Source organism: Mesorhizobium sp. M0244 (assembly GCF_040321795.1).
In the GTDB taxonomy this organism is placed as follows: Bacteria; Pseudomonadota; Alphaproteobacteria; order Rhizobiales; family Rhizobiaceae; genus Mesorhizobium.
Map to the genome: position 1 here is coordinate 260,306 of NZ_JAMYSE010000001.1, position 23,015 is coordinate 283,320.

General features: G+C 63.6%; 22 protein-coding genes. 10 read left to right on the forward strand and 12 right to left on the reverse strand.

Annotation, left to right across the window (positions count from 1 at the left end; all coding sequences use genetic code 11):
- Positions 1-60 precede the first annotated feature (60 nt).
- On the forward strand, positions 61-1,323 hold the full coding sequence (locus NKJ08_RS01275) for a DNA recombination protein RmuC (protein ID WP_352525889.1): 1,263 nt from the start codon (positions 61-63) through the stop codon (positions 1,321-1,323).
- Positions 1,324-1,369: 46 nt separating this feature from the next.
- Here NKJ08_RS01275 and NKJ08_RS01280 read toward each other — a convergent pair whose 3' ends face one another.
- From NKJ08_RS01280 to NKJ08_RS01290, 3 genes are all read right to left on the reverse strand, one after another.
- Positions 1,370-1,774, reverse strand: coding sequence for a GFA family protein (locus NKJ08_RS01280; protein ID WP_352525888.1), 405 nt, complete (start codon positions 1,772-1,774; stop codon positions 1,370-1,372).
- A gap of 65 nt (positions 1,775-1,839) precedes the next feature.
- Positions 1,840-2,805, reverse strand: a complete 966-nt coding sequence (locus NKJ08_RS01285) for a cation diffusion facilitator family transporter (RefSeq protein WP_352780972.1) — start codon at positions 2,803-2,805, stop codon at positions 1,840-1,842.
- Positions 2,806-2,913: 108 nt separating this feature from the next.
- Complete coding sequence (locus NKJ08_RS01290; RefSeq protein WP_352525885.1) at positions 2,914-3,723, reverse strand: transglutaminase-like domain-containing protein; 810 nt, start codon at positions 3,721-3,723, stop codon at positions 2,914-2,916.
- A gap of 213 nt (positions 3,724-3,936) precedes the next feature.
- On the opposite strand from NKJ08_RS01290, the gene NKJ08_RS01295 reads away from it, so the two are divergent.
- Both NKJ08_RS01295 and sugE read left to right on the forward strand, forming a co-directional pair.
- Positions 3,937-4,062 carry a hypothetical protein gene (locus NKJ08_RS01295; protein WP_013528464.1) on the forward strand — a complete coding sequence of 42 codons (126 nt, stop codon included), beginning with the start codon at positions 3,937-3,939 and terminating at the stop codon, positions 4,060-4,062.
- 153 nt (positions 4,063-4,215) lie between these two features.
- Positions 4,216-4,530, forward strand: a complete 315-nt coding sequence (gene sugE / locus NKJ08_RS01300; RefSeq protein WP_352484330.1) for a quaternary ammonium compound efflux SMR transporter SugE — start codon at positions 4,216-4,218, stop codon at positions 4,528-4,530.
- A gap of 82 nt (positions 4,531-4,612) precedes the next feature.
- On the opposite strand, the gene NKJ08_RS01305 is transcribed toward sugE, so the two are convergent.
- Entirely contained in the window at positions 4,613-5,041 is a 429-nt protein-coding gene (locus NKJ08_RS01305) for a DUF6481 family protein (protein WP_352525883.1), read from the reverse strand.
- Between the two features lie 230 nt (positions 5,042-5,271).
- Here NKJ08_RS01305 and NKJ08_RS01310 point away from each other — a divergent pair, with 230 nt between their 5' ends.
- From NKJ08_RS01310 to NKJ08_RS01320, 3 genes are all read left to right on the forward strand, one after another.
- Complete coding sequence (locus NKJ08_RS01310) at positions 5,272-6,333, forward strand: LLM class flavin-dependent oxidoreductase (protein WP_352525881.1); 1,062 nt, start codon at positions 5,272-5,274, stop codon at positions 6,331-6,333.
- A gap of 136 nt (positions 6,334-6,469) precedes the next feature.
- A complete protein-coding gene (locus NKJ08_RS01315) occupies positions 6,470-7,630 on the forward strand; it encodes an AI-2E family transporter (protein ID WP_352780976.1) in 1,161 nt (386 codons plus the stop codon).
- Between the two features lie 150 nt (positions 7,631-7,780).
- Complete coding sequence (locus NKJ08_RS01320) at positions 7,781-8,782, forward strand: LLM class flavin-dependent oxidoreductase (RefSeq protein WP_352525878.1); 1,002 nt, start codon at positions 7,781-7,783, stop codon at positions 8,780-8,782.
- A 170-nt stretch (positions 8,783-8,952) separates the two neighbouring features.
- On the opposite strand, the gene NKJ08_RS01325 is transcribed toward NKJ08_RS01320, so the two are convergent.
- A complete protein-coding gene (locus NKJ08_RS01325) occupies positions 8,953-9,576 on the reverse strand; it encodes a L,D-transpeptidase (protein WP_352525877.1) in 624 nt (207 codons plus the stop codon).
- Positions 9,577-9,895: 319 nt separating this feature from the next.
- Complete coding sequence (locus NKJ08_RS01330) at positions 9,896-10,915, reverse strand: LacI family DNA-binding transcriptional regulator (protein WP_352525876.1); 1,020 nt, start codon at positions 10,913-10,915, stop codon at positions 9,896-9,898.
- 253 nt (positions 10,916-11,168) lie between these two features.
- Here NKJ08_RS01330 and NKJ08_RS01335 point away from each other — a divergent pair, with 253 nt between their 5' ends.
- The 3 genes from NKJ08_RS01335 to NKJ08_RS01345 are packed head-to-tail and all read left to right on the forward strand — an operon-like array spanning position 11,169 to position 14,991.
- A complete protein-coding gene (locus NKJ08_RS01335; RefSeq protein WP_352525874.1) occupies positions 11,169-12,716 on the forward strand; it encodes a sugar ABC transporter ATP-binding protein in 1,548 nt (515 codons plus the stop codon).
- Positions 12,713-14,026: an ABC transporter permease gene (locus tag NKJ08_RS01340; RefSeq protein ID WP_352780980.1), complete on the forward strand. Its 1,314-nt coding sequence runs from the start codon at positions 12,713-12,715 to the stop codon at positions 14,024-14,026. The genes NKJ08_RS01335 and NKJ08_RS01340 overlap by 4 nt, the downstream gene beginning before the upstream one ends.
- Entirely contained in the window at positions 14,023-14,991 is a 969-nt protein-coding gene (locus NKJ08_RS01345) for a substrate-binding domain-containing protein (RefSeq protein WP_352525870.1), read from the forward strand. The genes NKJ08_RS01340 and NKJ08_RS01345 overlap by 4 nt, the downstream gene beginning before the upstream one ends.
- Positions 14,992-15,059: 68 nt before the next feature.
- Here the strand turns inward: NKJ08_RS01345 and NKJ08_RS01350 are convergent, their stop codons facing one another.
- The 6 genes from NKJ08_RS01350 to NKJ08_RS01375 are packed head-to-tail and all read right to left on the reverse strand — an operon-like array spanning position 15,060 to position 22,121.
- Positions 15,060-15,521: a MarR family winged helix-turn-helix transcriptional regulator gene (locus tag NKJ08_RS01350; RefSeq protein ID WP_023718174.1), complete on the reverse strand. Its 462-nt coding sequence runs from the start codon at positions 15,519-15,521 to the stop codon at positions 15,060-15,062.
- Positions 15,518-16,102: an amino acid synthesis family protein gene (locus tag NKJ08_RS01355; protein WP_352780982.1), complete on the reverse strand. Its 585-nt coding sequence runs from the start codon at positions 16,100-16,102 to the stop codon at positions 15,518-15,520. The genes NKJ08_RS01350 and NKJ08_RS01355 overlap by 4 nt, the downstream gene beginning before the upstream one ends.
- Entirely contained in the window at positions 16,095-16,970 is an 876-nt protein-coding gene (locus NKJ08_RS01360) for a UPF0280 family protein (protein WP_352781147.1), read from the reverse strand. Before NKJ08_RS01360 ends, NKJ08_RS01355 begins: the two co-directional genes overlap by 8 nt.
- Positions 16,970-18,511 (reverse strand): 6-hydroxynicotinate reductase, encoded by a 1,542-nt coding sequence (locus NKJ08_RS01365; protein WP_352780984.1) that lies wholly within the window; start codon positions 18,509-18,511, stop codon positions 16,970-16,972. The genes NKJ08_RS01360 and NKJ08_RS01365 overlap by 1 nt, the downstream gene beginning before the upstream one ends.
- Entirely contained in the window at positions 18,508-21,261 is a 2,754-nt protein-coding gene (locus NKJ08_RS01370) for a molybdopterin-dependent oxidoreductase (RefSeq protein ID WP_352525866.1), read from the reverse strand. The genes NKJ08_RS01365 and NKJ08_RS01370 overlap by 4 nt, the downstream gene beginning before the upstream one ends.
- A complete protein-coding gene (locus NKJ08_RS01375) occupies positions 21,261-22,121 on the reverse strand; it encodes an FAD binding domain-containing protein (protein WP_352780986.1) in 861 nt (286 codons plus the stop codon). Before NKJ08_RS01375 ends, NKJ08_RS01370 begins: the two co-directional genes overlap by 1 nt.
- 271 nt (positions 22,122-22,392) lie before the next feature.
- On the opposite strand from NKJ08_RS01375, the gene pncA reads away from it, so the two are divergent.
- A complete protein-coding gene (pncA, locus tag NKJ08_RS01380) occupies positions 22,393-22,992 on the forward strand; it encodes a bifunctional nicotinamidase/pyrazinamidase (RefSeq protein WP_352780988.1) in 600 nt (199 codons plus the stop codon).
- Positions 22,993-23,015: the final 23 nt, after the last annotated feature.

Here is a 23,015-nt window from a genome sequence, read left to right on the forward strand (position 1 = left end):
GCCTCCGGGCCGTTCACGTTTTGATCTGTGCCGGCGTCCCGAATCATCTATGCTGTCGGCATGAACGAACTGGCCGCCATCCTGTCCGAACCTGTCGCCCGGCTCGGCGCCACCACGATCACGCTCGGCCATGCCCTGGCGTTCGGCGCAATGCTGTTCCTCGGGCTGTTCGTGGCGCTTGTCGTCGCGCTGTGGCGATCGGCCAAGGCGCGTGCGGTGGCGGCCGCGGAATCCGCCGACCACGCCCGCGACGCCGAGGCGCGGATGGCCGGCATCTTGGCAAGCCAGGCGGAAATGCAGGGCCGCATGGGTGCCATCGCCGAAGTGTTCGGGGCGCGGCAGGCGGAACTCACGCAGTCGATCGGCCAGCGCCTCGACGCCATGACCGGCCGTCTTGGCCAGACCATGACCGAGCAGACGAGATCGACGCATGAGAGCCTTGCCAAGCTGCAGGAGCGGCTCGCGGTCATCGATACCGCGCAAGGCAACATCCAGTCGCTCGCTAGCCAGGTCGTGCAACTTCAGGCGATCCTCTCCAACAAGCAAACGCGCGGCGCCTTCGGCCAGTCGCGCATGGAGGCGATCGTCGCCGACGGCCTGCCGCACGGTGCCTATGAATTCCAAGCGACCTTGTCGAATGGCAGCCGGCCCGACTGCCTGGTGAAAATGCCGAATGGCGCGCCCGCACTTGCCATCGACGCAAAGTTTCCGCTCGAAGCCTGGAATGCCATCCGTGCCGCCGAAGGCGCCGACCTGCAGAAGTCCGCCGCACAGGCTTTCCGCCGCGACATCGAGGTACATGTCCGTGATATTTCCGAAAAATACCTGATCCAAGGTGAGACGCAGGACACCGCCTTCATGTTTGTACCCTCGGAATCGGTATTCGCCGAGATCCATGAGAACTTCGAAGCGGTTGTCCACAAGGCGCACCGCGCCCGCATCGTCATCGTCTCGCCGTCGCTTTTGATGCTGTCGATCCAGGTCATCCAGGCAATCCTCAAGGATGCTCGCATGCGCGAGCAGGCGCACCTGATCCAGGGCGAAGTCATCCGGCTGATGGAAGACGTCTCACGGCTCGATGAGCGGGTGCGCAAATTGCAGACGCATTTCGGCCAATCGGCCAAGGACATCGATGACATCCTCGTCTCGACATCCAAGGTGACCAGGCGCGGGCAAAAGATCGAGGCACTGGAGTTTGGCGCGCAACCGGCGGAGGACACCGCTGGTTCGAATGGCGGCGGAGCAAAAGCGGAAAGCAGCCCGCGTGTCGCCGATTCGAAAACCGGGCAATTGAGACTGAGGGTCGTCGAAGGCGACGATTGAGAGCTATGCTGGAACCCGGAGACGAGAGCCTGGCCCGGCTCCGGCGCTACTGCTCCTCGATGACGGTCGTGCCTTCGAATTCCGGCAGCCAATGCAGTGCCGAGCGGTGCCAGATCTGCTTTCTCGGCACCAGTTGATCACGTTGCCGCGCTGTGCCGACCCTGATGCCGTAAACCTTCGGTCCGTCACCCACCGAGGTGGCGTAGAGGTGCGAACCGCACTCGCCGCAAAAAGCCTGGGCACGCTTGGCGCCGCTCGAAGCGGTCTTGATGTAGATCTTCGGCGTGCCCTTGATGATCCTGTAATTGTCCTCGGACGCCGGCACGGTCACGCGAAAGGCCGTTCCGGTTAATTGCTGACAATCGATGCAGTGGCAAATGCTGGTCTTTTCCGGATCGACCTCGGCCTCGTAAGTGATGGCGCCGCAATGGCACCCGCCGTCGATTTTCATCTTCGTTCCTCCCGAGCTGTTCCTGCTGATTATAGCTGGGAGCGTCCGGTGGCGCATCCGTTTCGTCAGCCCGGTTCTTCTCCGGACGCCGCCGCCATGGCCTTGCTCCGCTGTTCCCAGGTGCCGCTGGTCTGCGGCTTGACGAACAGCCGCGTGACCTCCGGCATTTCCGTTTGCAGCCGCGCCTCCATGCGCTCGACGCAGTTTTCGATTTCGGGCGCCGATAGATGGTCCTCGAATTCGACGCTCAGGGCGGCGACGATCTCCTGCGGACCCATATGCAGCGTCAGCACGCCGTTGGCCCGCTGCACCGCCGGATCCAGCTGGACGATGGCCAGCACCTTTGTCTGCACCTCGGGCGAGGCCGGCTCGCCCAGCAGCAGGCTCTTGCTTTCGCGCGCCAGGAAGATCGCGGTCGCGCCCAGGATCAGCGCGATGCCGATCGACGCGGCGCCGTCGAGCTCCGGCATCTCCAGCAGCTCCGCCGCCGATATGCCGGCGAAGGCAACAACAAGCCCGAGAAGTGCCGCACTGTCCTCGAAAAGCACGGTGTAGACACTCGGATCCTTGCTGAGCTGCACCGCCTCGAGCCAGCCGTGGCTGCCCTTTTGCCGGCGGAATTCCTTCAGCGCCACCAGCCAGGTGCTTCCTTCGAACAGAAAGGAAAGGCCAAGTACAAAATAGTTCACCTTGGCGCTGGCGATCGGCTCTGGCGCCATGATGTGCATCACGCCTTCGTAGAACGATATACCGGCGCCCAGCGCAAAGACGAGGAGCGCGACGATGAAGCTCCAGAAATACAGCTCGCGGCCATGGCCGAGCGGATGCGTGCGATCGGCCGGGCGGGCGGCACGGTGCATGCCGTAAAGCAGCAGGCTGCCATTGCCGGTATCGACGAGCGAGTGGACGCCTTCCGAGAGCATCGCCGAGCTGCCGGTGAACAAGGCAGCGGCGAATTTGGTCAGTGCGATCGCGAGATTGCCGGCGAGCGCCGCGTAGATCACTTTTTTCGACCCGCCATGCGCCGCCATGGTGTGCTGCCTTGGTTGATGCACCGAGATTAGCGGAGCATCCGCCCAAGCTCCACAGCTGTCACAACGCCCGAAGCGTCGAGTTGTTCAAAAGGGCAGCGCGAGGGGCTATTCCACGACCTCCTCCGTCCAGACCTTGAAGTCAGCCAGCGCGCCCGGTCCAAAAATGTGGGTGAGCGGCACATCGGCGGCATCGCGTCCGGAGGCAATCAGGATGCGGCCGATGCGCGGCGCGTTATTGCGCGGGTCGAACGCGTGCCAGCGGCCGCCGAGATAAACCTCCATCCAGGCGGCGAAATCCATCTCCGACCACGGCTTTGGCAGGCCGATATCGCTGATATACCCGGTGCAGTAGCGGGTCGGAATGTTCAGGGCGCGGCAGAAGGCGACGGCGAGGTGGGCAAAGTCGCGGCACACACCACTCTGCTCGCGATAGGCTTCGGCGGCGGTGCGTGTCGGCCGTGCATTGAAATAGTTGAAGACGATATGGTTATGGACGAAGTCGCAGACCGCCTGGACGCGCGGAATACCGAGCGGGGTGTTGCCGAACAGCCGCCACGCTTCGCTCGCCAGCACATCGCTTTCGCAGTAGCGGCTGGGCAGCAAGAACAGCAGCGTCTCCGACGGCAGATCGCGCACCTCGTGCTGCCAGGCCGTCAGGTCGCGCGTCTCGAAGGAACCGGGGTCGCGGATCACCGCGTCCGTGCCGAACGCAAAGCGCCCGGCCGGCGCAACAAGACGGTTGCACCAATTGCCGAAACTGTCGCGGTAGCTTTCGATCGGCACCGGCGGGTTCGACGTCAGGAAGTCCGGCCGCTCGAGATCGGATGCGCGCGAATAATGGACGTTTAGCATCGCGATCAGCGGTGTTTCCTGCGGGAAGTCGAAGCTCATCTGGCAACCGATGTGGATCCGCATTGTCGTCCTGACCGGCCTGCCCGATCATCAGCCGGCGAAACGCAGGGCTGATGCTGCAGTGCGAAGAAGACCATCGCACGGACCGCCGCGGTTTGCGAGGGAATTAGAAACCGGTTGACAGCCATCGGCCAAGGCGCTCGCATGGCAACGGCCTCTTGCAGTCGAACGTTTCTCTTGTTTCACTTCGCCAGACGTCAACCGGAGGAACGAATCATGGCTAAAGGTGCGATGAAGGCAGGCAAGGAAGCCCGCAAACCGAAGAAGGACGCGAAGAAACCCGCTCCGGCGCCGGCCCTGAAGGCACCGCCGGTGAAGGCGATGAAGCTCAAGGACAAGTAGGGCCGCGCTATCGTTTTGGCTTATTTCCACCGGCCGAAAATGCGGCCGGTGTTATTGTTCATTAAGCGCACGAGCATCCCATATGGATGCAGCGAAGATAGTTTTTGCGCTTCTCAAGAAATCGGCCGGGAGCCATCGAAACGGAGCGATCCGATGTCGTGGATTTTCCTGTTCTTCGCCGGCCTGTTCGAAATCGGCTGGGCGATCGGCCTCAAATACACCGACGGATTCTCGAAGCCGCTGCCGACCGTCCTGACGGTAGCCTCGATGATCGTCAGCCTGACCTTGCTCGGCCTGGCGCTGAAGGCACTGCCGGTCGGCACCGCCTATGCGGTGTGGACCGGCATCGGCACCGTCGGCACGGCACTGCTCGGGATATGGCTGCTCGGCGAGCCGGCGACCGCGATCAGGCTGGCCTGCATCGCGCTTATCGTCTGCGGCATTATGGGACTGAAGCTCGCGGCTTAGTCGATTCCGACAGACCAACGCGTTCGGGGCCGCTGCAAGGCGGCCCTGATTCTTGCTTTCAGCTGATCAGCGCCGGAAGGCGCTATCGCGCGGAGAAGCCAGGCGGCGTCCTGCCGGTGCGCTGCTTGCGCGCCGCATAGCGTGCGTCACGCTTGGCCTTGCGTTCGGCCTCGTCGGCAAGAAAACGGGCGATGCGCTCGTTCTCTTCAGCTTCCCGGATCTTCGCTTCGGCCTGTGCGGCTTCTTCCGCGGCGATGCGTGCTGCTTCGGCAGCTGCCTCGCGCTCGGCCTTTTCGGCCGCTTCGCGCGCCAGTTTTTCCTGCTTCAGCCTCGCCTTTTCGGCCTCGCGTATAGCGCGGGCCTCGAGGATCGCCTTGCGCTCGGCCTGTCGTGCCAGCACCGCAGGATCATCTGCCGCCGGCTTTGACTTGAAGCGCTCCAGAAGCGCCTTCTTTGCCTCATTTGCGGCATTGCGCCGCTCGAAAACGTCTTTTTCCCTGTAGATAGCCAAGTCCACTTCCCTGGAGTCAATTTGCGAGGCTTACATACGCGTGAAAACCGAGAGTTCAAGCGCCAAAACGGTATGCCAGCCATGAAATTCTGATCTGTTGCAGCCGGGAGACGCCTTTTCGATTGAATTCGGCTGAAAGCCACCTGCACTGTTCACCATCCAGGCCTCTGGCGGTGCGACGGACTGACCGCTACCTGTAGCGCGAAGACAAAACGCTGGGATGACATACTATGGAACTCGGTCTCTACACCTTCGCCGACGTCAGCCCGGAGCCGGGTCCCGGTGCGATTGGTGCGCATGAGCGGCTGCGCAACCTGATTGAGGAGATCGAGCTCGCCGATCAGGTCGGGCTGGACGTCTTTGGTCTCGGCGAGCACCACCGTCCCGACTACGCTGCCTCCGCTCCGGTGGTGGCGTTGGCGGCGGCTGCCGAACGAACCGAGCGCATAAGGCTGACCAGCGCGGTCACCGTGCTGTCCTCCGACGATCCGGTCCGTGTCTTCCAGCAGTTTGCGACCCTCGACCTTCTGTCCGGCGGCCGGGCCGAGATCATGGCCGGGCGTGGCTCATTCATCGAATCCTTTCCGCTGTTCGGCTACAATCTCGAAGATTATGACGAGCTCTTTGCCGAGAAGCTCGACCTGCTGCTCGCCATCCGCGACAGCGTCAAGGTGACCTGGTCGGGCAGTCTGCGCGCGCCGATCAACGATCGCGGCGTATATCCCCGGCCCTTACAGGACCAATTGCCGATCTGGATCGCGATCGGCGGCACGCCGCAATCGGCGGCGCGGGCGGGCGTGCTCGGGCTGCCGCTGGCGCTGGCGATCATCGGCGGCGAGCCGGCGCGGTTCGCACCGCTGTTCGACACCTATAGGGATGCAGCCAGGCGGGCCGGCAGCGATCCGGCGAGCCTTGCCACCAGCCTCAACGTGCACGGCTTCATCGCCGAGACCACCGATCAGGCAGCCAACGATTTCTACGGTCCACAGGCCGAGGTAATGAACCGCATCGGCCGCGAGCGTGGCTGGGGGCCGACATCGCGGGCGCATTTCGACCAATCGCGCGGCCCGAACGGCGCGCTGTTCGTCGGCAATCCCGAACAGGTGGCCGAAAAGATCATCGCCCAGCACAGGCTTTTCGGTAACGACCGCTTCCTGCTGCAGATGGCGATCGGCATCATGCCGCACGCCAAGATCATGAAGGCTATCGAGCTCTACGGCACCAAGGTGGCGCCGATCGTGCGCAAGGAAACGGCGAAGGCCGTTCCTGCCGTGGCGGCGCCGGTCGCCTGATTCCCAGTCACCTGATTCATTGGCAAGGCCGCACGGCCTTGCCGGTGACGCCGGCTAACGGAACTTTGAAGCCACGAAGGCGTTTTCGCCAACGGTCAACACCAATACCAATCGCGGTGTGCCGCCGAGGGTCAGAATGAAAGCCGAACCCGCCGCTTCGGGCGCAAGCGCTACCGAAAGCCCGGATCCGCGCGTCGAGGCGCGGACGGATACGCGTCTGATGCGTTCGCTGCTCGTCGGCATCTTCATCCTTATGGCGATCTTCGCACTCTACTTCGCCCGTGCCTTCTTCATGCCGGTCATTCTGGCTTTCCTGCTGGCGCTGACGCTGACGCCGATCGTTCGCTTCCTGCGCAAGCATGGCATGCCCGATGTCATGTCGGCGACATTGCTGGTGCTGCTTTCGTTCTGCCTCGTAGCCGTCGCGGGATATCTGCTCAGTGGCCCGGTTATCGACGTCATCAACAACACCTCGTCGATCGGCCAGCAGCTTACCGAACGTCTGGCACAACTGCGCCGTCCGTTCGAATGGATCGTGGAGATTTCACGTCAGATAGAGGGACTGACGCAGACATCCCAAGAGCCGGGCGTTCAGAGGGTGGCGATGGCGCCATCCGGTATTCTCTCGCAGGCCGCCGGCAATGTACTGTCGGCCGGCACCAGCGTCACCATCGTCTTCGTGCTGTCGCTGTTCCTGCTCGCCTCCGGCACGATGTTCTATGAAAAGATCGTACAGTCCTTCCCCAGTCTCAGCGAAAAGAAGCGGGCACTGCGTGTCGTCTATGACGTCGAACGTGAAATCTCGCACTATCTGCTTACTGTCACGGTCATCAATACATGTCTGGGCGTGGTCATCGGGCTCGGCCTGTGGGCACTCGGCGTGCCCAACGCGCAGGTCTGGGGCGCGGCAGCGGCTCTGCTCAATTTCCTGCCCTATATCGGAGCGTTGATCACCATCACGCTGGTCACCGTCATCGCGCTGATCAGCTTCGAGACGATCTCCTACGCGCTGCTGGCGCCGGCCTTCGTCATTCTATGCGACATCATCGAAGGCCAGTTCGTGACGCCGACGGTGGTCGGCCGCCGCCTCGAGATCAATGCCGTGGCGATCCTCATCGCCATCGCCTTCTGGTCCTGGCTGTGGGGTTTCGTCGGCGCGCTGCTGGCGGTGCCGCTGCTGGTCGTCATCAAGGTGTTCTGCGATCATTTCGACGGCCTCAGCCATGTCGGCAATTTCCTGGCGGCGCAGCATACGGCGGTGATCGAGGATGAGGAGATTTCCGAGGCAAAAAAGTAGCGGCTTAAGAGGCCAAAAGCGTCCACTGATTGGTGTGCAGATCAACGACCTTGCATCGGTTGCGCGTCCGTTGGGCGCCATCAACATTTTGAATTTGCCGCTTCGGCAATGGCTTCCTACATCCGTCCGGTCCACAGGAATCCCGCGCCGATGACCGCTCTTTCCGTTCTCGACCTGTCGCCGATCGTCGAAGGCAGCAGCGCTTCGCAGTCGCTCGCCAACTCACTCGACCTTGCCCGCCATGCCGAGCGGCTGGGTTACCAGCGGTATTGGCTGGCAGAGCACCACAATATGCCCGGCATCGCCAGCGCCGCCACCTCGGTCGTCATCGCTCACGTTGCCGGCGGCACCAAGACGATACGCGTCGGCGCCGGCGGCATCATGCTGCCCAATCATTCGCCGCTTGTCATCGCCGAGCAGTTCGGCACGCTTAACGCTCTGCATCCCGGTCGCATCGACCTCGGCCTCGGCCGGGCGCCGGGCACCGACATGGCGACGGCGCGGGCGCTGCGCCGCAACCTCGAGGCCGGCGCCGACAATTTCCCGCAAGATGTCGTGGAACTGATGGGTTATTTCCAGCCGGCCGAGGAGAGCCAACGCATCCGCGCGGTGCCCGGCGAAGGCGAAAAGGTGCCGATCTGGATCCTGGGCTCCAGCCTCTACGGCGCGCAGCTTGCTGCCATGCTCGGCCTCCCCTACGCCTTCGCTTCGCATTTTGCGCCGGCCGAGCTCGATCATGCGCTGGAGATCTACCGCTCGCGCTTCCAGCCGTCGGAGCAGCTCGACCAGCCTTATGTAATGCTCGGCCTCAATGTCTTTGCCGCCCCTTCCGATGCCGAAGCGCGGCTGTTGTTCACCTCGCTGCAGCAGGCTTTCGTCAATTTGCGCACCGGCCGGCCCGGCCGATTGCCGCCGCCGGTCGAAGGATATGAGCGCGACCTCGACGCAATGGCCAAGACCATGCTCGGCCAGGCGCTTTCCTGCGCCGTCGTCGGCTCCCCCGAAACGGTCAGGCAAGGCATCGAGGCGTTCGTGCGCCGTACAGGCGCCGACGAACTGATGGTCACAGCGCAGATTTTCGACCATGCGGCGCGGGTGCGCTCGTTCGAGATCCTGGCCGAGGCTCACAAATCGCTATCGCAAGCAGCCTGAAATTTTGCTCCTTGCCGCTCGGCATTTTTGCCGACGCTCGCGGAGCGGCCCAAGAGCCGTTCTGCGGCGATCCTTCGCGCTCCCCTCCGCCTGCGACGTGGTGATTGACCAAGCCGCGACGAGGGCCAATCTCCCCTTTCTTGGACTCGGGGACATCGCGAACGCGGCGTCTAAATAACAATCACCTTGGTGCCGATTGTGGAGCGGTCATAGAGATCGATGATGTCCTGGTTCATGAGGCGAATGCAGCCCGCAGACACGGCTTTGCCGATGGACCACCATTCGGGGCTACCGTGCAGGCGATATCCAGTGTCACCCTTCTCGTTGAAAAGATAAAGCGCCCGTGCACCGAGCGGGTTCACGAGTCCGCCCTCCATATGGGCCGGTATGATGCGGCCTCGCTTCTGCTCGCGCACAATCATGGCGGACGGCGCGCTCCAATCCGGCCATTCGCGCTTCCTCGCAACGTGAGCAGTGCCATGCCACTCGAAGCCCGCCTTGCCGACGCCGATGCCGTAGCGCAGTGCCTGACCGTCTCCCAGCACGTAGTAGAGGAACTTCGCTCCTGTATCGACAATGATGGTGCCAGGCTCCTCGTCAGTTGCATAAGGCACTGTCTGCCGATGGAACTTTTGGTCGACCTTGTAGATCGGAACCGGCGGAATGCGGAAACCGGCGTCGGTGAGGCCGCCATAGGCCGAGGGAAAGGTCTGTAATGCTCCGCCGGTGGTGCAGCCGGAGAATGCGACCATCCCAGCAAGTCCCAGCCCGATTAGGATCGATTTCACGCGCATGACTCAAGCCTGCGCCTATATCGGTGATCAGCCGCATCTCATTATATTCCTAATCCGGTATGCCTCGATTGCCAAGCTTTCCGTCTTGTCGGTCGACTGATTGTTGGCCGCTTCGCTCGGTCGGCGCCGCGCCTTAACTAAAAGTAGCAAATAGCCCGCACACAACGCCTCATTCCTCACCGGCCATATGCGACCCGCTTTGCCGCAATGCGATGACGGCCACCCTCGTGCGGGCGGCAGCGAAGGGCCGGGTCCGGTGGGACAGAGGGCGCGCTGTGCCGCCGGCATCTGAAAGTTTCTGAACAGAGGAGCCCAAGCGCTACACGCTGACGCTTTGTGCGATCGCGCCAAGTGGCCGGCATGAATTGCGGATCATCAGGCGTCCCTTGAGTGTCAGCTTGCGCGGCGGCGCATCTCTGTTTCCGGCGAGCCGGTCGAGCAGCAGATTGGCCGTCTGTTCGCCGATCGCCTGCACGGGCTGTGCGACCGTGGTCAATTGTGGCCGGAACACATCCGACCATGGAAAATCGTCGAAGCAGGCGACGGAAATATCCTCCGGACAGGATAGGCCGATATCGCGAATGGCCTTCATCGTGCCGATCACCATCGGGTTGTTGGCCGAAAAGATGGCGCTCGGCCGGTCGTGCAGCGAAAGCAGCTGCATGGTGGCGTTGTAGCCATCGACTTCGTGGAAATTGCCGAAGCGGACGAGCTCGGGCTCGGCCGGCAGGCCGGCGGCCTGGAGGGCTTCCCGATATCCCGCCATGCGGTCATGCATCGGCGAGATATCGAACGAGCCGGAGATGTAGCCGATGCGCCGATGGCCGAGATCGATCAGATAGGTGATGGCGTCGAACACCGCGCGCTGATTGTCGAGAACGACGGTATCGGTGTCGACTCCCTGGCAAACACGGTCGAGCAGCACGACCGGCACGTTGGCGTCGTCGACAATCTCTTTGAGGATCGCGCCGTCGCCGACACGCGCGACGATCAGCCCGTCGACCATCCGGTCGAGCAACAGCCTGATCTGGTCGTCCTGCGTGTTCAGATGCTCGTCGGTGCAGCACAGCATGACGGCGTAGCCGGCCCTGTCGAAAGCCTGCTGGATCACCGAAACCACGTCGGTAAAGAACGGATTGGTGATATGGGGGACGGTAAGCCCAATGGTGCGGGTGGTGCCCATCTTCAGGCTGCGGGCGATGGCGTTGCGCTTATAGCCGATGTCGCGGATCGCCTGCTCGATGCGGCGGCTGAGCTCGGGGCTGACGGTCGCGGTGCGGTTGATCAGCGCCGATACGGTGGCCACGGAAACACGGGCCGCTTCGGCCACATGAAGCATGGTCGGTGCAGTGGATTTGCGCTGCTTTTTTCGTCCTGACGCTGTCATTTTCGAAACGTTTCACCACTCCGCGGCAGCAATACGTACGGAATCTTATGATTTTGCGCAAGAATTGAAATGGAACAATCTTAGGTTCCAGATATTGGCTTGACATGATCGAAACGTTTAGATTAGCGTTTGGGGCGTTCGGTGACGACGGAGGGAGGCCGTCCTTGTCATGCAGCACGGCAATTCCATCCCTGCGGAAGGCGCTATGGCGGACGGCTCGGCTGTCGTGCTGAGCGCCGAGCGCATCTCCAAGTCCTTCGGCGGTATCGCCGCGCTTGTCGATGTCGGCTTCGAGCTGCGGCGCGGCGAGGTCCATGCCCTGATGGGGGAGAACGGCGCCGGCAAGTCGACGCTGATGAAAATCCTGTCCGGCGTCTACACGGATTATAACGGCACGGTCAGTATCGATGGCCACCCGGTGCGCTTTACCGGCGTCCGCGAAGCCGAGCGTGCCGGCATCGCCATCATCCACCAGGAGCTGAACCTCGTCCCCGAACTGAGCGTCGCCGATAACATTTTTCTCGGCCGCGAGAAGCTGATTGCCGGACTGATCGTCGACCGCAAGGCGAGCAGCCGCGCCGCCGGCACGCTCTTGCAGAGGCTCGGCATCGAGCTCGACCCGGATGCGCGCGTCGGGGCCTTGCGCGTCGGCGAACAGCAACTGGTCGAGATCGCCAAGGCGCTGTCGATGTCGGCACGCATTCTGATCATGGACGAGCCGACCTCCGCCCTTTCGCCAGCCGAATGCCAGCGGCTGTTCCGCATCATCCGCCAGCTCGCCAATAGCGGCGTGGCGATCATCTACATTTCGCACCGCATCGACGAGGTCATGCATCTGGCCAGCCGCGTCACCGTGTTTCGCGATGGACGCCACGTCCTGACGCAGGCGATGGACAAGCTCGACGAAGACGCCATAATTTCGGCGATGGTCGGGCGAAACCTGCTTGCTTCCTCCCAGGAGCACCGCATCCCGGATGGCAACACCGTCCTTTCCGTAAGCGAGCTGTCGCTGTCAAAGCCCAATCGCCATGGCTGGCGCACCGTGCTCGACGGCGTCAGCTTCGACCTTGCCGCCGGAGAAATCCTCGGTATCGGCGGGTTGCTGGGCTCGGGCCGTACCGAAATCCTGGAAACGATCTTCGGGTCCAGTGGCGGACGTGCCGGCGGTGAGATCAGGCTCGATGGCGAGGCAGTAGAAATCCGTTCGCCGCGCGATGCACGCCGGCTCGGCATCGCCCTGGTCACAGAAGACCGCAAGACGCAAGGCCTGCACCTCGAGGCCTCGATCACCGACAATGTCGCGCTGCCGCTGGTCGGCGCGCTGGCGCGGTTCGGCCTCCGCTCGCTGGCCGGCGAGCAAGGGCTGGCACGGGACGCCGTCAAGGCGCTCGGCATTCGCTGCGAGACCATCGAGCAGCCGGCCGGCACGCTGTCCGGCGGCAACCAGCAGAAGGTCGTCATCGGCAAGTGGCTGGCGACGAGGCCGCGGGTGCTGCTGCTCGACGAGCCGACCCGCGGCATCGATGTCGGCGCCAAGCGGGAAATCTACGATCTCATCTTCAAGCTGGCGCGAGACGGGCTGGCGATCGCCGTCATCAGCTCGGAATTGCCGGAGCTGCTGCATCTTTCTGACCGTATCCTGGTCATGGCCGACGGCCGCCAGACGGGAATCCTGTCCCGCGCGCAAGCCAGCGAGGAGGCCATCATGCGGCTTGCAGCGCCGCGACGGACCATGACGAGGCCTGCCGCATGACCATTTTGCATATCCTGTCCCGGACGAAGCTCTATTGGGGCCTGATCGCCATCTTCCTGATCGGCGTGCTCGGCTCGCCGATCAGTTCCAAGGGCAACAACATCTTCCTGTCCTACGGCAATCTGCTCGATGTGCTCCGCCAAGTGTCGACCACCGGCCTGATTGCCACCGGCATGACGGCGGTGATCATCACCGGCGGTATCGACCTTTCCGTCGGCTCGCTGATGGCGATCTGCACGGTGGTCTGTGCCATGCTGCTGACGGTCCCCGGCGTGACGCCGGCGGTGGTGGTGGGGGTGCCGACAGTTGCCGTGGCAGCCCTTTGCCTCGGCATTCTCGTCACTCGTTTCATCCTGCTGAACATCGAAAAATCCCGCGCCGGCCCGCAGGCCACGCACGACATCAGGTTGGATAGCGTTCGTGGGCTGGTCACGCCCGGCATTGTCGGGGTGATCCTGTGCAGTCTGGTGCTGTGGTTCCTGCTGCCGCAGGTAGGCTCAAAATTCGGCGTGCTCGGCGTGTTGCTGGTGGCGCCTTGCGTTGGCCTGCTGTTCGGCGCGCTCAACGGCTTCATCATCGTCGCCGGGCGGCTGCAGCCCTTCATCGTCACGCTGGCAATGATGGTCACGGCGCTCGGTATCGCCCGGCTGACCGCCGGCCAGAACAACGCGGTGCTGCCGGTCTATACCGGGTCGAACGCCACCGCCGATTTCGAAATGCTGCGCTCGCTGGTGTTCGGCGTGATCCCGATGCCGGGCCTGTTCTTCCTCGGCGCCATCCTGATCTACGGCGCCGTGCTGCGCTTCACGCCGTTCGGCCGCTATGTCTATGCAATCGGCGGCAATGAAGAGGCGGCACGGCTGTCCGGCATCGCCGCCGGCCGCGTGAAGATCGCCACCTACGCGGTTTCGGGGCTGCTGGCCGGCATCGCGGCTGTGCTCTATGTCGCGCAGTACCGGCAAGGCAAGCCGGACGCCGGCGCCGGGCTGGAGCTCGACGCGATTGCCGCCGTGGTCATCGGCGGCACCAGCCTGATGGGCGGGCGCGGCAGCTTGATCGGGACATTCTGCGGCGTGCTGATCTTCGGCCTGCTCTCGAACATCCTGCAGCTGCACAATATCAATTCGAACCTTCAGCTGGTGCTGAAGGGGATGATCATCATCGGCACGGTGCTCGTGCAGGAGCGCAACGCCGGCGATCTTCTCTTCTATCTGCGCTTGCCCGGTGGGCAAGCGCACAAGGAAACGGCCGCGACAAAGCGGCCGTCGCAAGAGACCGCGTCTCTAAATGTTGGAGGAAACAAGAAATGAAACGACGTGAATTGTTGAAGCTTGCCGCGCTGACAGCGGCACTCCTGACCACGACCGCCATGCTTGCCGGCGGTAGCGCCCACGCACAGGACAAGAAGTGGAAGATCGGCTTCTCGCAGGTGACGACGATCGAACCCTGGCGCGCCCAGTTCAACAAGGACATCCTGGCCGAAGCGGCCAAGCATCCGGAAGTCGAGCTGATCGTCACCGACGGCGAGGACAAGACTGAGAAGCAGGTCGCCGATGTCGAGAACCTGATCCGTCAGGAGGTCGATGCGCTGCTGGTATCACCGAAGGAATCCGCCGGCCTGACCGGCGTCGTGCAGCAGGCGATCGATGCCAAAATCCCGGTCTTCGTGCTCGACCGCAACGTCGAAACCAACGACTACACGCAGTTCGTCGGCGGTGACAACAAGCTGATCGGCCGGGCTGCGGGCGAATATGCCGTGGAGCTGCTCGGCGGCAAGGGCAAGGCCGCCGGCAACGTCGTCGAAATCTGGGGCGGCATGGGCACCCAGCCGGCGCACGACCGCCACGATGGCTTCCATGAGTTCACCGACAAGGAGCCGGGCATCAAAAACCTGCTCGACCAGCAGTCGGGCGACTGGAAACAGGACCAGGCCTACAACATCATGGCCACGGCACTGCGCAACAACGAGAAGATCGACCTCGTCTATGGTCATAATGATCCGATGGCGTATGGCGCCTATCTTGCCGCCAAGGATGCCGGACGCGAGAAGGACATCAAGTTCATCGGGATCGATGGTCTGCCCAATGAAGGCGTAACGCTGGTCAACAATGGCGAACTGACGGCGACCTTCACCTATGTGACGCCCGGCGCCGAAGGACTGCGGCAGGCGATCAAGTTCCTGAACGGCGAGAAGGTGGAAAAGACCATCACCTTGCCGACGGAGAAGATCACCAAGGAAAACTCCGCCCAGGTCCTGAAGGACAACGGCCTCTGAGACAAGGCTTCCTGCCGGGCGTTCTGCGCCCGGCAGGAATAACAACTAAACGGTCGGCAGGTGGCAGCTCAAGCCAGCTTGGCAAGCAGCTTCATGAATATGGCCGCCTCCTTGGCGGAAAGCGGTGCCAGCGTTTCCTGCGTAATCTCGCGGGCAAGCGGAATCAGCCGCTCGATTGCGTCACGGCCTTCGGCCGTCAGATTGACCAGCAGGCGTCGTTTGTCGACTTCGTGTTTGCTAAGTTCGACAAAGCCACGCGCTTTCAGCCGGTCGATGACACCCTTCACCGTCGCCGCATCCATGGCGATCAGGCTGCCAAGCTGGTTCTGCGAGGTCTCGCCGACGTCGCGCAATTTGGCCAAAGCGGCAAATTGCGGCGGTGTCAGATCGGCGATGTGTGCGGCGAAGATCGAGACATGGCGCTGGTGCGCCTTGCGCAGGATGAAGCCGACCTGCTCCTGTAAGCGATAGTCATTTTCGTCAGGCTCCTCGGCCTCGACCAGCTTGAGCAGATTGTCTTCGGCGCTCACCGCAGCCCGTCCCATGCCTTGATGTCCTTGGCCGCTAGGCCGCCCATCCGATCGTGTACGCGCGGACCGCAGGTCATGGCGAGGCAGAACAGGATCTCGTCGGGACGCGGGCCGTCGCTGATGCCAATTTCCATGGCATCGAAATGGCTGCGGACATAGGCGGCGTTGATGTGGCCGAGCGGCACATCGAGCCGCGCACCGAAGGCGCCGACCTTTTTTGCCGAGGGCACGATCGCCTTGGCGTCGCCGAGCCGTTCGCGCATGGCATAGCCGCCCGGCACATGCCAAAGCGCGCCATGTTCCAGCTCGCCCGCCATGCCGACGATGGCGCCCTTGCCGTAGCCGTCGATCTGTTTCACGTCGCCGCCCAACGCGGCAATGAGCCTGTCGGAGAGCAGCAGCCCGAGCGGCTTCAAATCTTCCATGGCGCTCTGCAGCTCTTCCACGTATCGGCCGGCGAACGGATTCTTGACCAGTGCCATGGCCGCGGCGCGGCGCCGCGGCACCTTCGCCACCGGTCCGCATTCGTGAAATATCTCTTCGGTCAGCACCGCGATCTTGCGGATCGGAAACTCAGGCATGGGCGATTTCCCTCTCTAAAGCTTTATTGGCGAGCGCCATCGGACCTGCGATGCGCGCCTGACCGCCAAGGAAAAGCGCCGAGGCGACAATCAGGCCGCGCTGCCGGAAGTCCTCGGCGACGGCAAACCCGCAGTCCAGCGCAACAGCGATTTCGGCGGCGGAGAGCGGCCCTACGCCTTGCGTTACCAGGCGATCGCCGAGATCATTGTCCGGTGCGAGATCGCGCGCCGGCACGCGTGTGACGGCCGGATGGCCGGGTAGCTCGACGGCATTGGCGATCAGCGTCGCGGCGGCGTCGGCTTCAGCACCCGTCCGCGCCCGCACGGTGACGGCATCGGCAATGCCGAGCGAAAACGACCGGCCGCGCCAGCCGCTGGTCGCAACACCGCGAACCTCGTCCCCCGCGTGAACCATGATGCGGTCGGAAAGACCGTGACCGCTGCCGGCAATAGCCAGCGTCATCGACTGATCGCTGCCGAGATGGATCGCGCTGTCGCCGCCATTGTTGACATAGGCGCGCTCGAGCCGGCGCCCGGCCAGCAGCGCGCCAAGTATCTCGTCGGCTACCGAACCGGCGACGGCAGCCATTGGCGTGATGAATTGTTTCGCCAGCGGAACGACCGCCACTTCCATTCGACGCGCCGTCGGGCCGACAAACATGCGGGGGCGCAGCGACGCCGGGCGACGCAGCTCGGACAACTCTTCGACCAGTTCGGGCAGGATTGTCTGGAAGCGCGCCACTGCCTGGCGATAGGCGGCGCTGCATTCACTCGCCTCGCCGAATGCCTCGACGATCAGATCGATCGGCCCATGATTGAGGTGAAGCCTTCGGCCGTCCTCGAGCCAATGCGCCTGTGGGCCCTTCATCACCCCGCCCCATTTGTCGTCGCGCGCCGCAACTGCGCCAGCGGCGGCCACGGATTGTCGCTGGCTGCGGCCGTGTCGCGGCGCGGATTGAGATATTCGCCGCCCTTGGCCAGTATATCGTCGACGCTGCGGATTTCGGCCTCATAGCCGCCGAGCCTGACATAATCGTCGCGACGCATGGTGAATTCGATCGGCGCCACCAGCGCCGGGGTCGGCACATAGCCGAAGGCACCTTCCGGCACGCGGGTGACGTCGACCATCAGCGTGATGCCGCCGCCCGGCCAGACATAGACCGGCGCACCACCGACGGTCACATAAGTCTTCAGGCCTTGCACCGAGCGGGTCAAATTGACCGGGTTCTCGGTGACGCCGGCGCGCAGCGAGCCGCCGGCGCCGCCGACGAACAGCACGGTGCAGAGCGCCGGCTCGCAATTGTCCTCGATCAATTCGACCGATTTCTGCAGCCGCTCCGGGAACGGTTTCCGCACCGGCTTCAAGTCGTCGTCGAGTTCGTAATAGGCAAACTGCTCGCCGGTGGTCGAGACCATCAGCAGCGACAGGCCGGGGCGCGCACCCTTTTTAGCATTCCACTCACCAAGGATCGACAGCGGGTCGGAGATGCTGGTGCCGCCCCAACCGAGACCGGGCTCCGACACCTTGAAATAGCGGCCCGGCGTCGAACGGCGGCCGATGATCTTGATGCCGGTATCCTGCCAGCCAAGCACCTTGCCGGCCTGATGCTCCGAGACGACGCCGGTGATGTGGTCGTCGACCACCACCACCTCGTCGACAAGGCCGCGCCACTGGGTGGCGAACATGCCGATCGTCGCCGAACCGCAGCCAACGCGCATGCGCTGCTCGAGCTTCCCGTCAATGACCGGCGGCTTGCCAGCTTCGACGATGACGGTGGCGCCGCCGTCGATGACGAGCTCGACCGGCTTGCGGTTGCACAGGCTGAGCATCGCGTCACAGGTGGCGCGCCCTTCAGCTTTCGAGCCGCCGGTCAAATGATGCACGCCGCCCAGCGACAGCATCTGCGAGCCGTATTCGCCGGTGGTGACATGGCCGATCGCCTCGCCTTCGGCACGAACCGTTGCCGTTTCGGGGCCGATATGACGGTCGGTGTCGATCTTCACCTTGACGCCGCAATAGGAGAAGATGCCCTCGGTGACGACAGTGACCAGATCGACGCCTTCGACCTCCTGGCTGACGATGAAAGGCGCCGGCTTATAGTCGGGATAGGTGGTACCGGCGCCGATCGCGGTGACGAAGCGGCGGCCGGTGTTGACCAGTTCGCCGCCCCAGGCCTCGCCTTCTCCGGCAAAGGGCACGATTGCGGCGCCGGTCTCCGCCGCATGGTCGAGGATGGTCAGCGGATCCATCCGCACGATCCTGCCGCCGACATTGCCGTAGCGGTCGCAGGCGCCGGTGCGGCCATCGGCGATGTAGCACATGACCGGACAGGCATCGCAGCGGATCTTCTCCGCCACCAGCTTCTCGCCGGGATCATGCGTCTCGAAGCGTTCGGCAAGCTCGCTCATCGGCGCGCCTCCTTGTCGCGGATCGCGGCGCGAATGCGGCTCGGCGTCGCCGGAATTTTGGTGACAAGCACGCCGGTGGCGTGGCGGATGGCGTTGAGGATCGCCGGCGCCGTCGGGATCAGCACATGCTCGCCCAAACCCTTGGCGCCAAAGGGTCCTTCCGGATCCGGAACTTCTACCAGGATAGTCTCGATCGGCGGCACGTCGCCAATGGTCGGGATCAGGTAATCGTGCAGGTTTTCGGTGCGGCCGGGGATGTATTCCTCCATCAGCGCCATGCCGATGCCCTGGGCGATGCCACCCTCGATCTGGCCTTCGGCAAGCAAGGGGTTGATGGCCTTGCCGACATCGTGCGCGGCGGTGATCTTTACAAGCTTCACCGTGCCAAGCTTGAGATCGACCTCGAGCTCGGCAATCTGGGCGCCATAACCGTAGACGGCGTAAGGCTTGCCCTGGCCCTTGGCATCGAGCGGCAGCGTCGGCGGATCATAGCTTTCCTCGGCACGGAAGACGAAGCCGTCGGCGTCCGCCTTCAGTGCCGAAAGATCGATGCGGCGCATCGCTTCGCCTTCCCTGATGCTCAGGCTTGTGCCGTCCAGCGCAATCGCCGCCTTTTCCGAGACATTAGCGAAGCGCAGTATGGTCTCGCGCAAGGCGCGGCCGGCCTTTTCGGCGGCCTTGCCGGTGACGAAGGTCTGGCGCGAGGCCGAGGTCTTGCCGGCGTCGGGGGTGATCGCCGTGTCGGCGCCTTTCAGCCGCAACTTTTCGAGCGGAAGACCCAACGCGTCGGCGCAGATCTGCGCGATGACGGTGTTCGAGCCCTGCCCGATATCGACGGCACCCTGATGCAGAACGATTTCGCCCGAAGCCGAGATGCCGACCTTGATGGTCGACGGATTGGGCAGCGAGGTGTTGCCGCAGCCGTACCAGCAGGAGGCGATGCCGACGCCGCGTTTTCTTGCGTTGTTGCCGGCGTTGAACGCCTCGGCGTCAGTTAGCGCGCGCTGCCAATGCGAGCGAAGGGCCTCCAGGCAGTCGGCGATGCCGACACCGGATTCGAGTCGCTGACCCGTAACCGTTTCGGATCCGTTCCGAAGGCAGTTATTCACGCGGAAGTCGAGCCGATCCATGCCGAGCTTTTCCGCCAGCTCATCGTAGAGGGTCTCCTGCATGATCGTCGCCTGCGGCACGCCGAAGCCGCGAAAGGCGCCGGCGATCGGGCCATTGGTGTGGATGGCGCGGCCTTCGGCGCGATAGTTCGGTGTTGCATAGGGACCGGAGGCATGCACCGGCACGCGGTTGGCGACCGTCGGCCCCCAGCTGGCATAGGCGCCTGTGTTGAAATCGCCCGTGAAGACCATGCCGGTGACCCGGCCGTCGGCATCGGCGCCGATGCTCGCTCTCATCCGAGCGGGATGACGCTTGGTGGTCGAGATCATCGATTCGTTGCGGCTGTAGGCGAGGGCCGCCGGCCGGCCGGTTTTCATGGCGACGAGGCCGATGAGCGGTTGCAGCGAGACGTCGAGCTTGGAGCCGAAGCCGCCGCCGGTGGCAGTTGGAACGATGCGCACCTTGTCGACGGCAAGGCCGAGCACTTTTGCCGTGTCGTCGCGGTCCATATAGGGCGCCTGCGTGCAGGCGACGACGACCAGCGTATCGCCGTCCATGAAGGCATAGCCGGCTTCCGGTTCAATATAGGCGTGCTCGACATAGGACGTGTCGATAGCGCCGGAAACGACGAAAGCCGCATCCGCAAGTGCGGTTTCGGGATCGCCACGCTCGACGAAGCCGGAGGTGAGCAGGTTCGACGGCCGGTTTTCATGGATCAGCTGCGCGCCGCCGGCCTGCGCTTCGTAAGTTTCCAGAAAATGCGGCAATTCAGTCCAGCGGATAGGGAAATCGGCAAGGTCGAGATCGAGGATAGCCTCGCGTTCGCCGGCAACCAGCGCCACCGCCTCGCCGCGAAAGCGCGAAAACCCTTCGGCCAGGGCCGGCTGGTCGGCAAAGGGCGTAATGACGCCGAAACAATTTCTTCCCGGGATGTCGGCGGCGGTAAAGACTCCGGCAATGCCGGGGCAGGATTTCACCCAGGCGTCGAGATCGCCGAAGCTGAAGGCGGCATGATAGTGCGGCGAGCGGACCACCAGCACCGATAGCGCATCGGCCGGGAAGGAATCGCCGCCGAATTTTTCGCCGCCGGTGACTTTCGGCACGCCGTCGAGGCGGATCGGGGAGGAGCCGACGGCATGGCCGGATCGTGGCATGCGCCGATCGAGGCCGTCGGCATGGCGCGAAGCATCCATCACCGCGGCGACGATCTTGCGGTAGCCGGTGCAGCGGCACAGCACACCGCCGAGCGCGTCCTGCGTCTCAACCTCGGTGGGGCAAGGCGTCCTGTTAAGAAGAGCCGTTGCCGCGACGAGCAGGCCGGGCGTGCAGGCGCCGCATTGTGCTGCGCCGTGGCTGAGGAACGAGGCCTGCAGCGCCGACAGCCTGCCGTTGCCAAGACCTTCGACGGTCGTCACCACGGTGCCGGAAGCGGAAGCCGCCGGCATCAGGCAGGCGCAGACCGGCTCGCCATCAACCAGCACCGTGCAGGCACCGCAATCGCCGGCATCGCAGCCGATCTTGGTGCCGGTCAGCCGCAGCTCGTCGCGCAGCACCGCCGACAGGCGTCGCACCGGCGGCACCGACAGCCTGACGGCGGCGCCGTTGACTTCGAAGGCAATCTCGGCGCGCTCCATGCCCATCAGGCTGCCGCCCTTTCGCCGGGAATAGCGCCCACAGCACCAAGCACAGCACGGGCGACGATCTCGCGCGCGGCATCCAGCCGGTATTCGGCGCTGCCGCGCACGTCGCCGATCGGCGAAAGCTCGTCCATCGGCGCGGACCGGATTGCAGCGGCCAGCGCGTGGCCGACCGGCAGGCCGCACAGCGCCGCCTCGACGCTCGCCAGGCGCCTGGCGACAACCGAGCAGGAACCGACGGCGACGGCCGCGTTCCTGACGATGCCATCTTCGACGACCAGGCGGGCGGCCGCCATGGCGATGGAGATGACGAGATAACGGCGTGCGCCGAGCTTCACGAAGGCAGAGCTGCCGGCGGTCGCGGGTTTGGGAATGCGGATTGCCGTGACCATTTCGCCGGGCTGCAGAGCGGTGCGGCGGTTGCCGAGGATGAATTCTGCAAGGGGCAAATGCCGGATCGCTGCCGCTGACCGCAGTTCGATTTCGGCATCGAGCACCAGCAGCGCCGGCACACCGTCGGCGGCCGGCGAGGCATTGCAGAGATTGCCTGCAATCGAGGCGACATTCTGGATCTGCACCGAGCCGATTTCCCGCGCCGCCTGCTTCAGCGCGTCGAAAGCCGCAGGCAGCGGATGGCGGACGAGATCGGTCCAGGTGGTGCGGGCGCCGATGAGCCAATGGTTCTCGGCTTCGGCTATGCCGCGCAATGCCGCCAAGCCATTGATGTCGAGGACATTGTCGCGGAAAGGCTTGCTGCCCTGTGCCGGATAGAAATCGGTGCCACCGGCAAGGATGCGCCATTGGCCTTCGCCCAGCAGAGCGAGGGCATCGTCGACCGTGGTGGGTTTTGCGTAACGGATCACGCTTTGCCTTCCCAGAATGGGCCCTCCCGAGAGGGGATCTTGCCGAAAGATTTTCCCGAGCATGCAAGGCAGGAAATTCATTCGTATGCAAATGATATCAAGCCAGCGGGAATTGTCAAAGCCAGACTTGCTCTGCCATTCGCACCAGCACGTCCCGGAACGCATTTGTATGCCATGAGAGGTTGACGCAGCCGGCCATCTGGTCGAGTTTCTGCGTCCGGTCGCATTTTCAATGGAGCCTAAGCTCAAGACCAAGAAGACAGGAGGCTCCATGGCCGACGAAGCGCTTGTTGTCATCGACCTGCAGAACGATTTCTGCCCGGGCGGCGCGCTGGCGGTGGCCGGCGGCGACGAGATCGTGCCGTTGATCAACGACCTGATCCGGCGGACCGAGCACGTCCTGCTGACGCAGGACTGGCACCCTGCCGGCCATTCGAGCTTTGCCTCCAGCCATCCCGGCAAGCAACCGTTCGAAACGATCGATATGCCATATGGCGAGCAAACGCTGTGGCCTGACCACTGCATCCAGGGCAGCCTGGGTTCGGATTTCCACTCGGGCCTCGCCTGGAGCAAGGCCGAGATGGTGATCCGCAAGGGATTCCGGCCTGCAATCGACAGCTATTCGGCATTCTTCGAGAACGACCGGACGACGCCGACCGGCCTTGCCGGCTATCTCCGGGAGCGCGGCATCGATACGCTGACACTGGTCGGCCTGGCGACCGATTTCTGCGTCGCGTTTTCGGCGCTCGACGCGGTCAAGCTCGGCTTTGCGACGTCCGTCCGGCTCGACGCCTGCCGCGGCATCGATCTCAACGGCTCCATGGAGACGATGCTGGGGCGGATGCGCGATGCCGGCGTGACACTGATTTGAACGTCACCGAGCCGAACCTGACA

What these genes read in the sequence shown, in the direction of transcription:
- NKJ08_RS01275 (WP_352525889.1), top strand. Translation starts at nt 61, where the DNA reads ATGAACGAACTGGCCGCCATCCTGTCCGAACCTGTCGCCCGGCTCGGC.
- NKJ08_RS01280 (WP_352525888.1), bottom strand. Translation starts at nt 1,774, where the DNA reads ATGAAAATCGACGGCGGGTGCCATTGCGGCGCCATCACTTACGAGGCC.
- NKJ08_RS01285 (WP_352780972.1), bottom strand. Translation starts at nt 2,805, where the DNA reads ATGGCGGCGCATGGCGGGTCGAAAAAAGTGATCTACGCGGCGCTCGCC.
- NKJ08_RS01290 (WP_352525885.1), bottom strand. Translation starts at nt 3,723, where the DNA reads ATGCGGATCCACATCGGTTGCCAGATGAGCTTCGACTTCCCGCAGGAA.
- NKJ08_RS01295 (WP_013528464.1), top strand. Translation starts at nt 3,937, where the DNA reads ATGGCTAAAGGTGCGATGAAGGCAGGCAAGGAAGCCCGCAAACCGAAG.
- sugE (WP_352484330.1), top strand. Translation starts at nt 4,216, where the DNA reads ATGTCGTGGATTTTCCTGTTCTTCGCCGGCCTGTTCGAAATCGGCTGG.
- NKJ08_RS01310 (WP_352525881.1), top strand. Translation starts at nt 5,272, where the DNA reads ATGGAACTCGGTCTCTACACCTTCGCCGACGTCAGCCCGGAGCCGGGT.
- NKJ08_RS01315 (WP_352780976.1), top strand. Translation starts at nt 6,470, where the DNA reads ATGAAAGCCGAACCCGCCGCTTCGGGCGCAAGCGCTACCGAAAGCCCG.
- NKJ08_RS01320 (WP_352525878.1), top strand. Translation starts at nt 7,781, where the DNA reads ATGACCGCTCTTTCCGTTCTCGACCTGTCGCCGATCGTCGAAGGCAGC.
- NKJ08_RS01325 (WP_352525877.1), bottom strand. Translation starts at nt 9,576, where the DNA reads ATGCGCGTGAAATCGATCCTAATCGGGCTGGGACTTGCTGGGATGGTC.
- NKJ08_RS01330 (WP_352525876.1), bottom strand. Translation starts at nt 10,915, where the DNA reads ATGCTTCATGTGGCCGAAGCGGCCCGTGTTTCCGTGGCCACCGTATCG.
- NKJ08_RS01335 (WP_352525874.1), top strand. Translation starts at nt 11,169, where the DNA reads ATGGCGGACGGCTCGGCTGTCGTGCTGAGCGCCGAGCGCATCTCCAAG.
- NKJ08_RS01340 (WP_352780980.1), top strand. Translation starts at nt 12,713, where the DNA reads ATGACCATTTTGCATATCCTGTCCCGGACGAAGCTCTATTGGGGCCTG.
- NKJ08_RS01345 (WP_352525870.1), top strand. Translation starts at nt 14,023, where the DNA reads ATGAAACGACGTGAATTGTTGAAGCTTGCCGCGCTGACAGCGGCACTC.
- NKJ08_RS01355 (WP_352780982.1), bottom strand. Translation starts at nt 16,102, where the DNA reads ATGCCTGAGTTTCCGATCCGCAAGATCGCGGTGCTGACCGAAGAGATA.
- NKJ08_RS01360 (WP_352781147.1), bottom strand. Translation starts at nt 16,970, where the DNA reads ATGAAGGGCCCACAGGCGCATTGGCTCGAGGACGGCCGAAGGCTTCAC.
- NKJ08_RS01365 (WP_352780984.1), bottom strand. Translation starts at nt 18,511, where the DNA reads ATGAGCGAGCTTGCCGAACGCTTCGAGACGCATGATCCCGGCGAGAAG.
- NKJ08_RS01370 (WP_352525866.1), bottom strand. Translation starts at nt 21,261, where the DNA reads ATGGGCATGGAGCGCGCCGAGATTGCCTTCGAAGTCAACGGCGCCGCC.
- pncA (WP_352780988.1), top strand. Translation starts at nt 22,393, where the DNA reads ATGGCCGACGAAGCGCTTGTTGTCATCGACCTGCAGAACGATTTCTGC.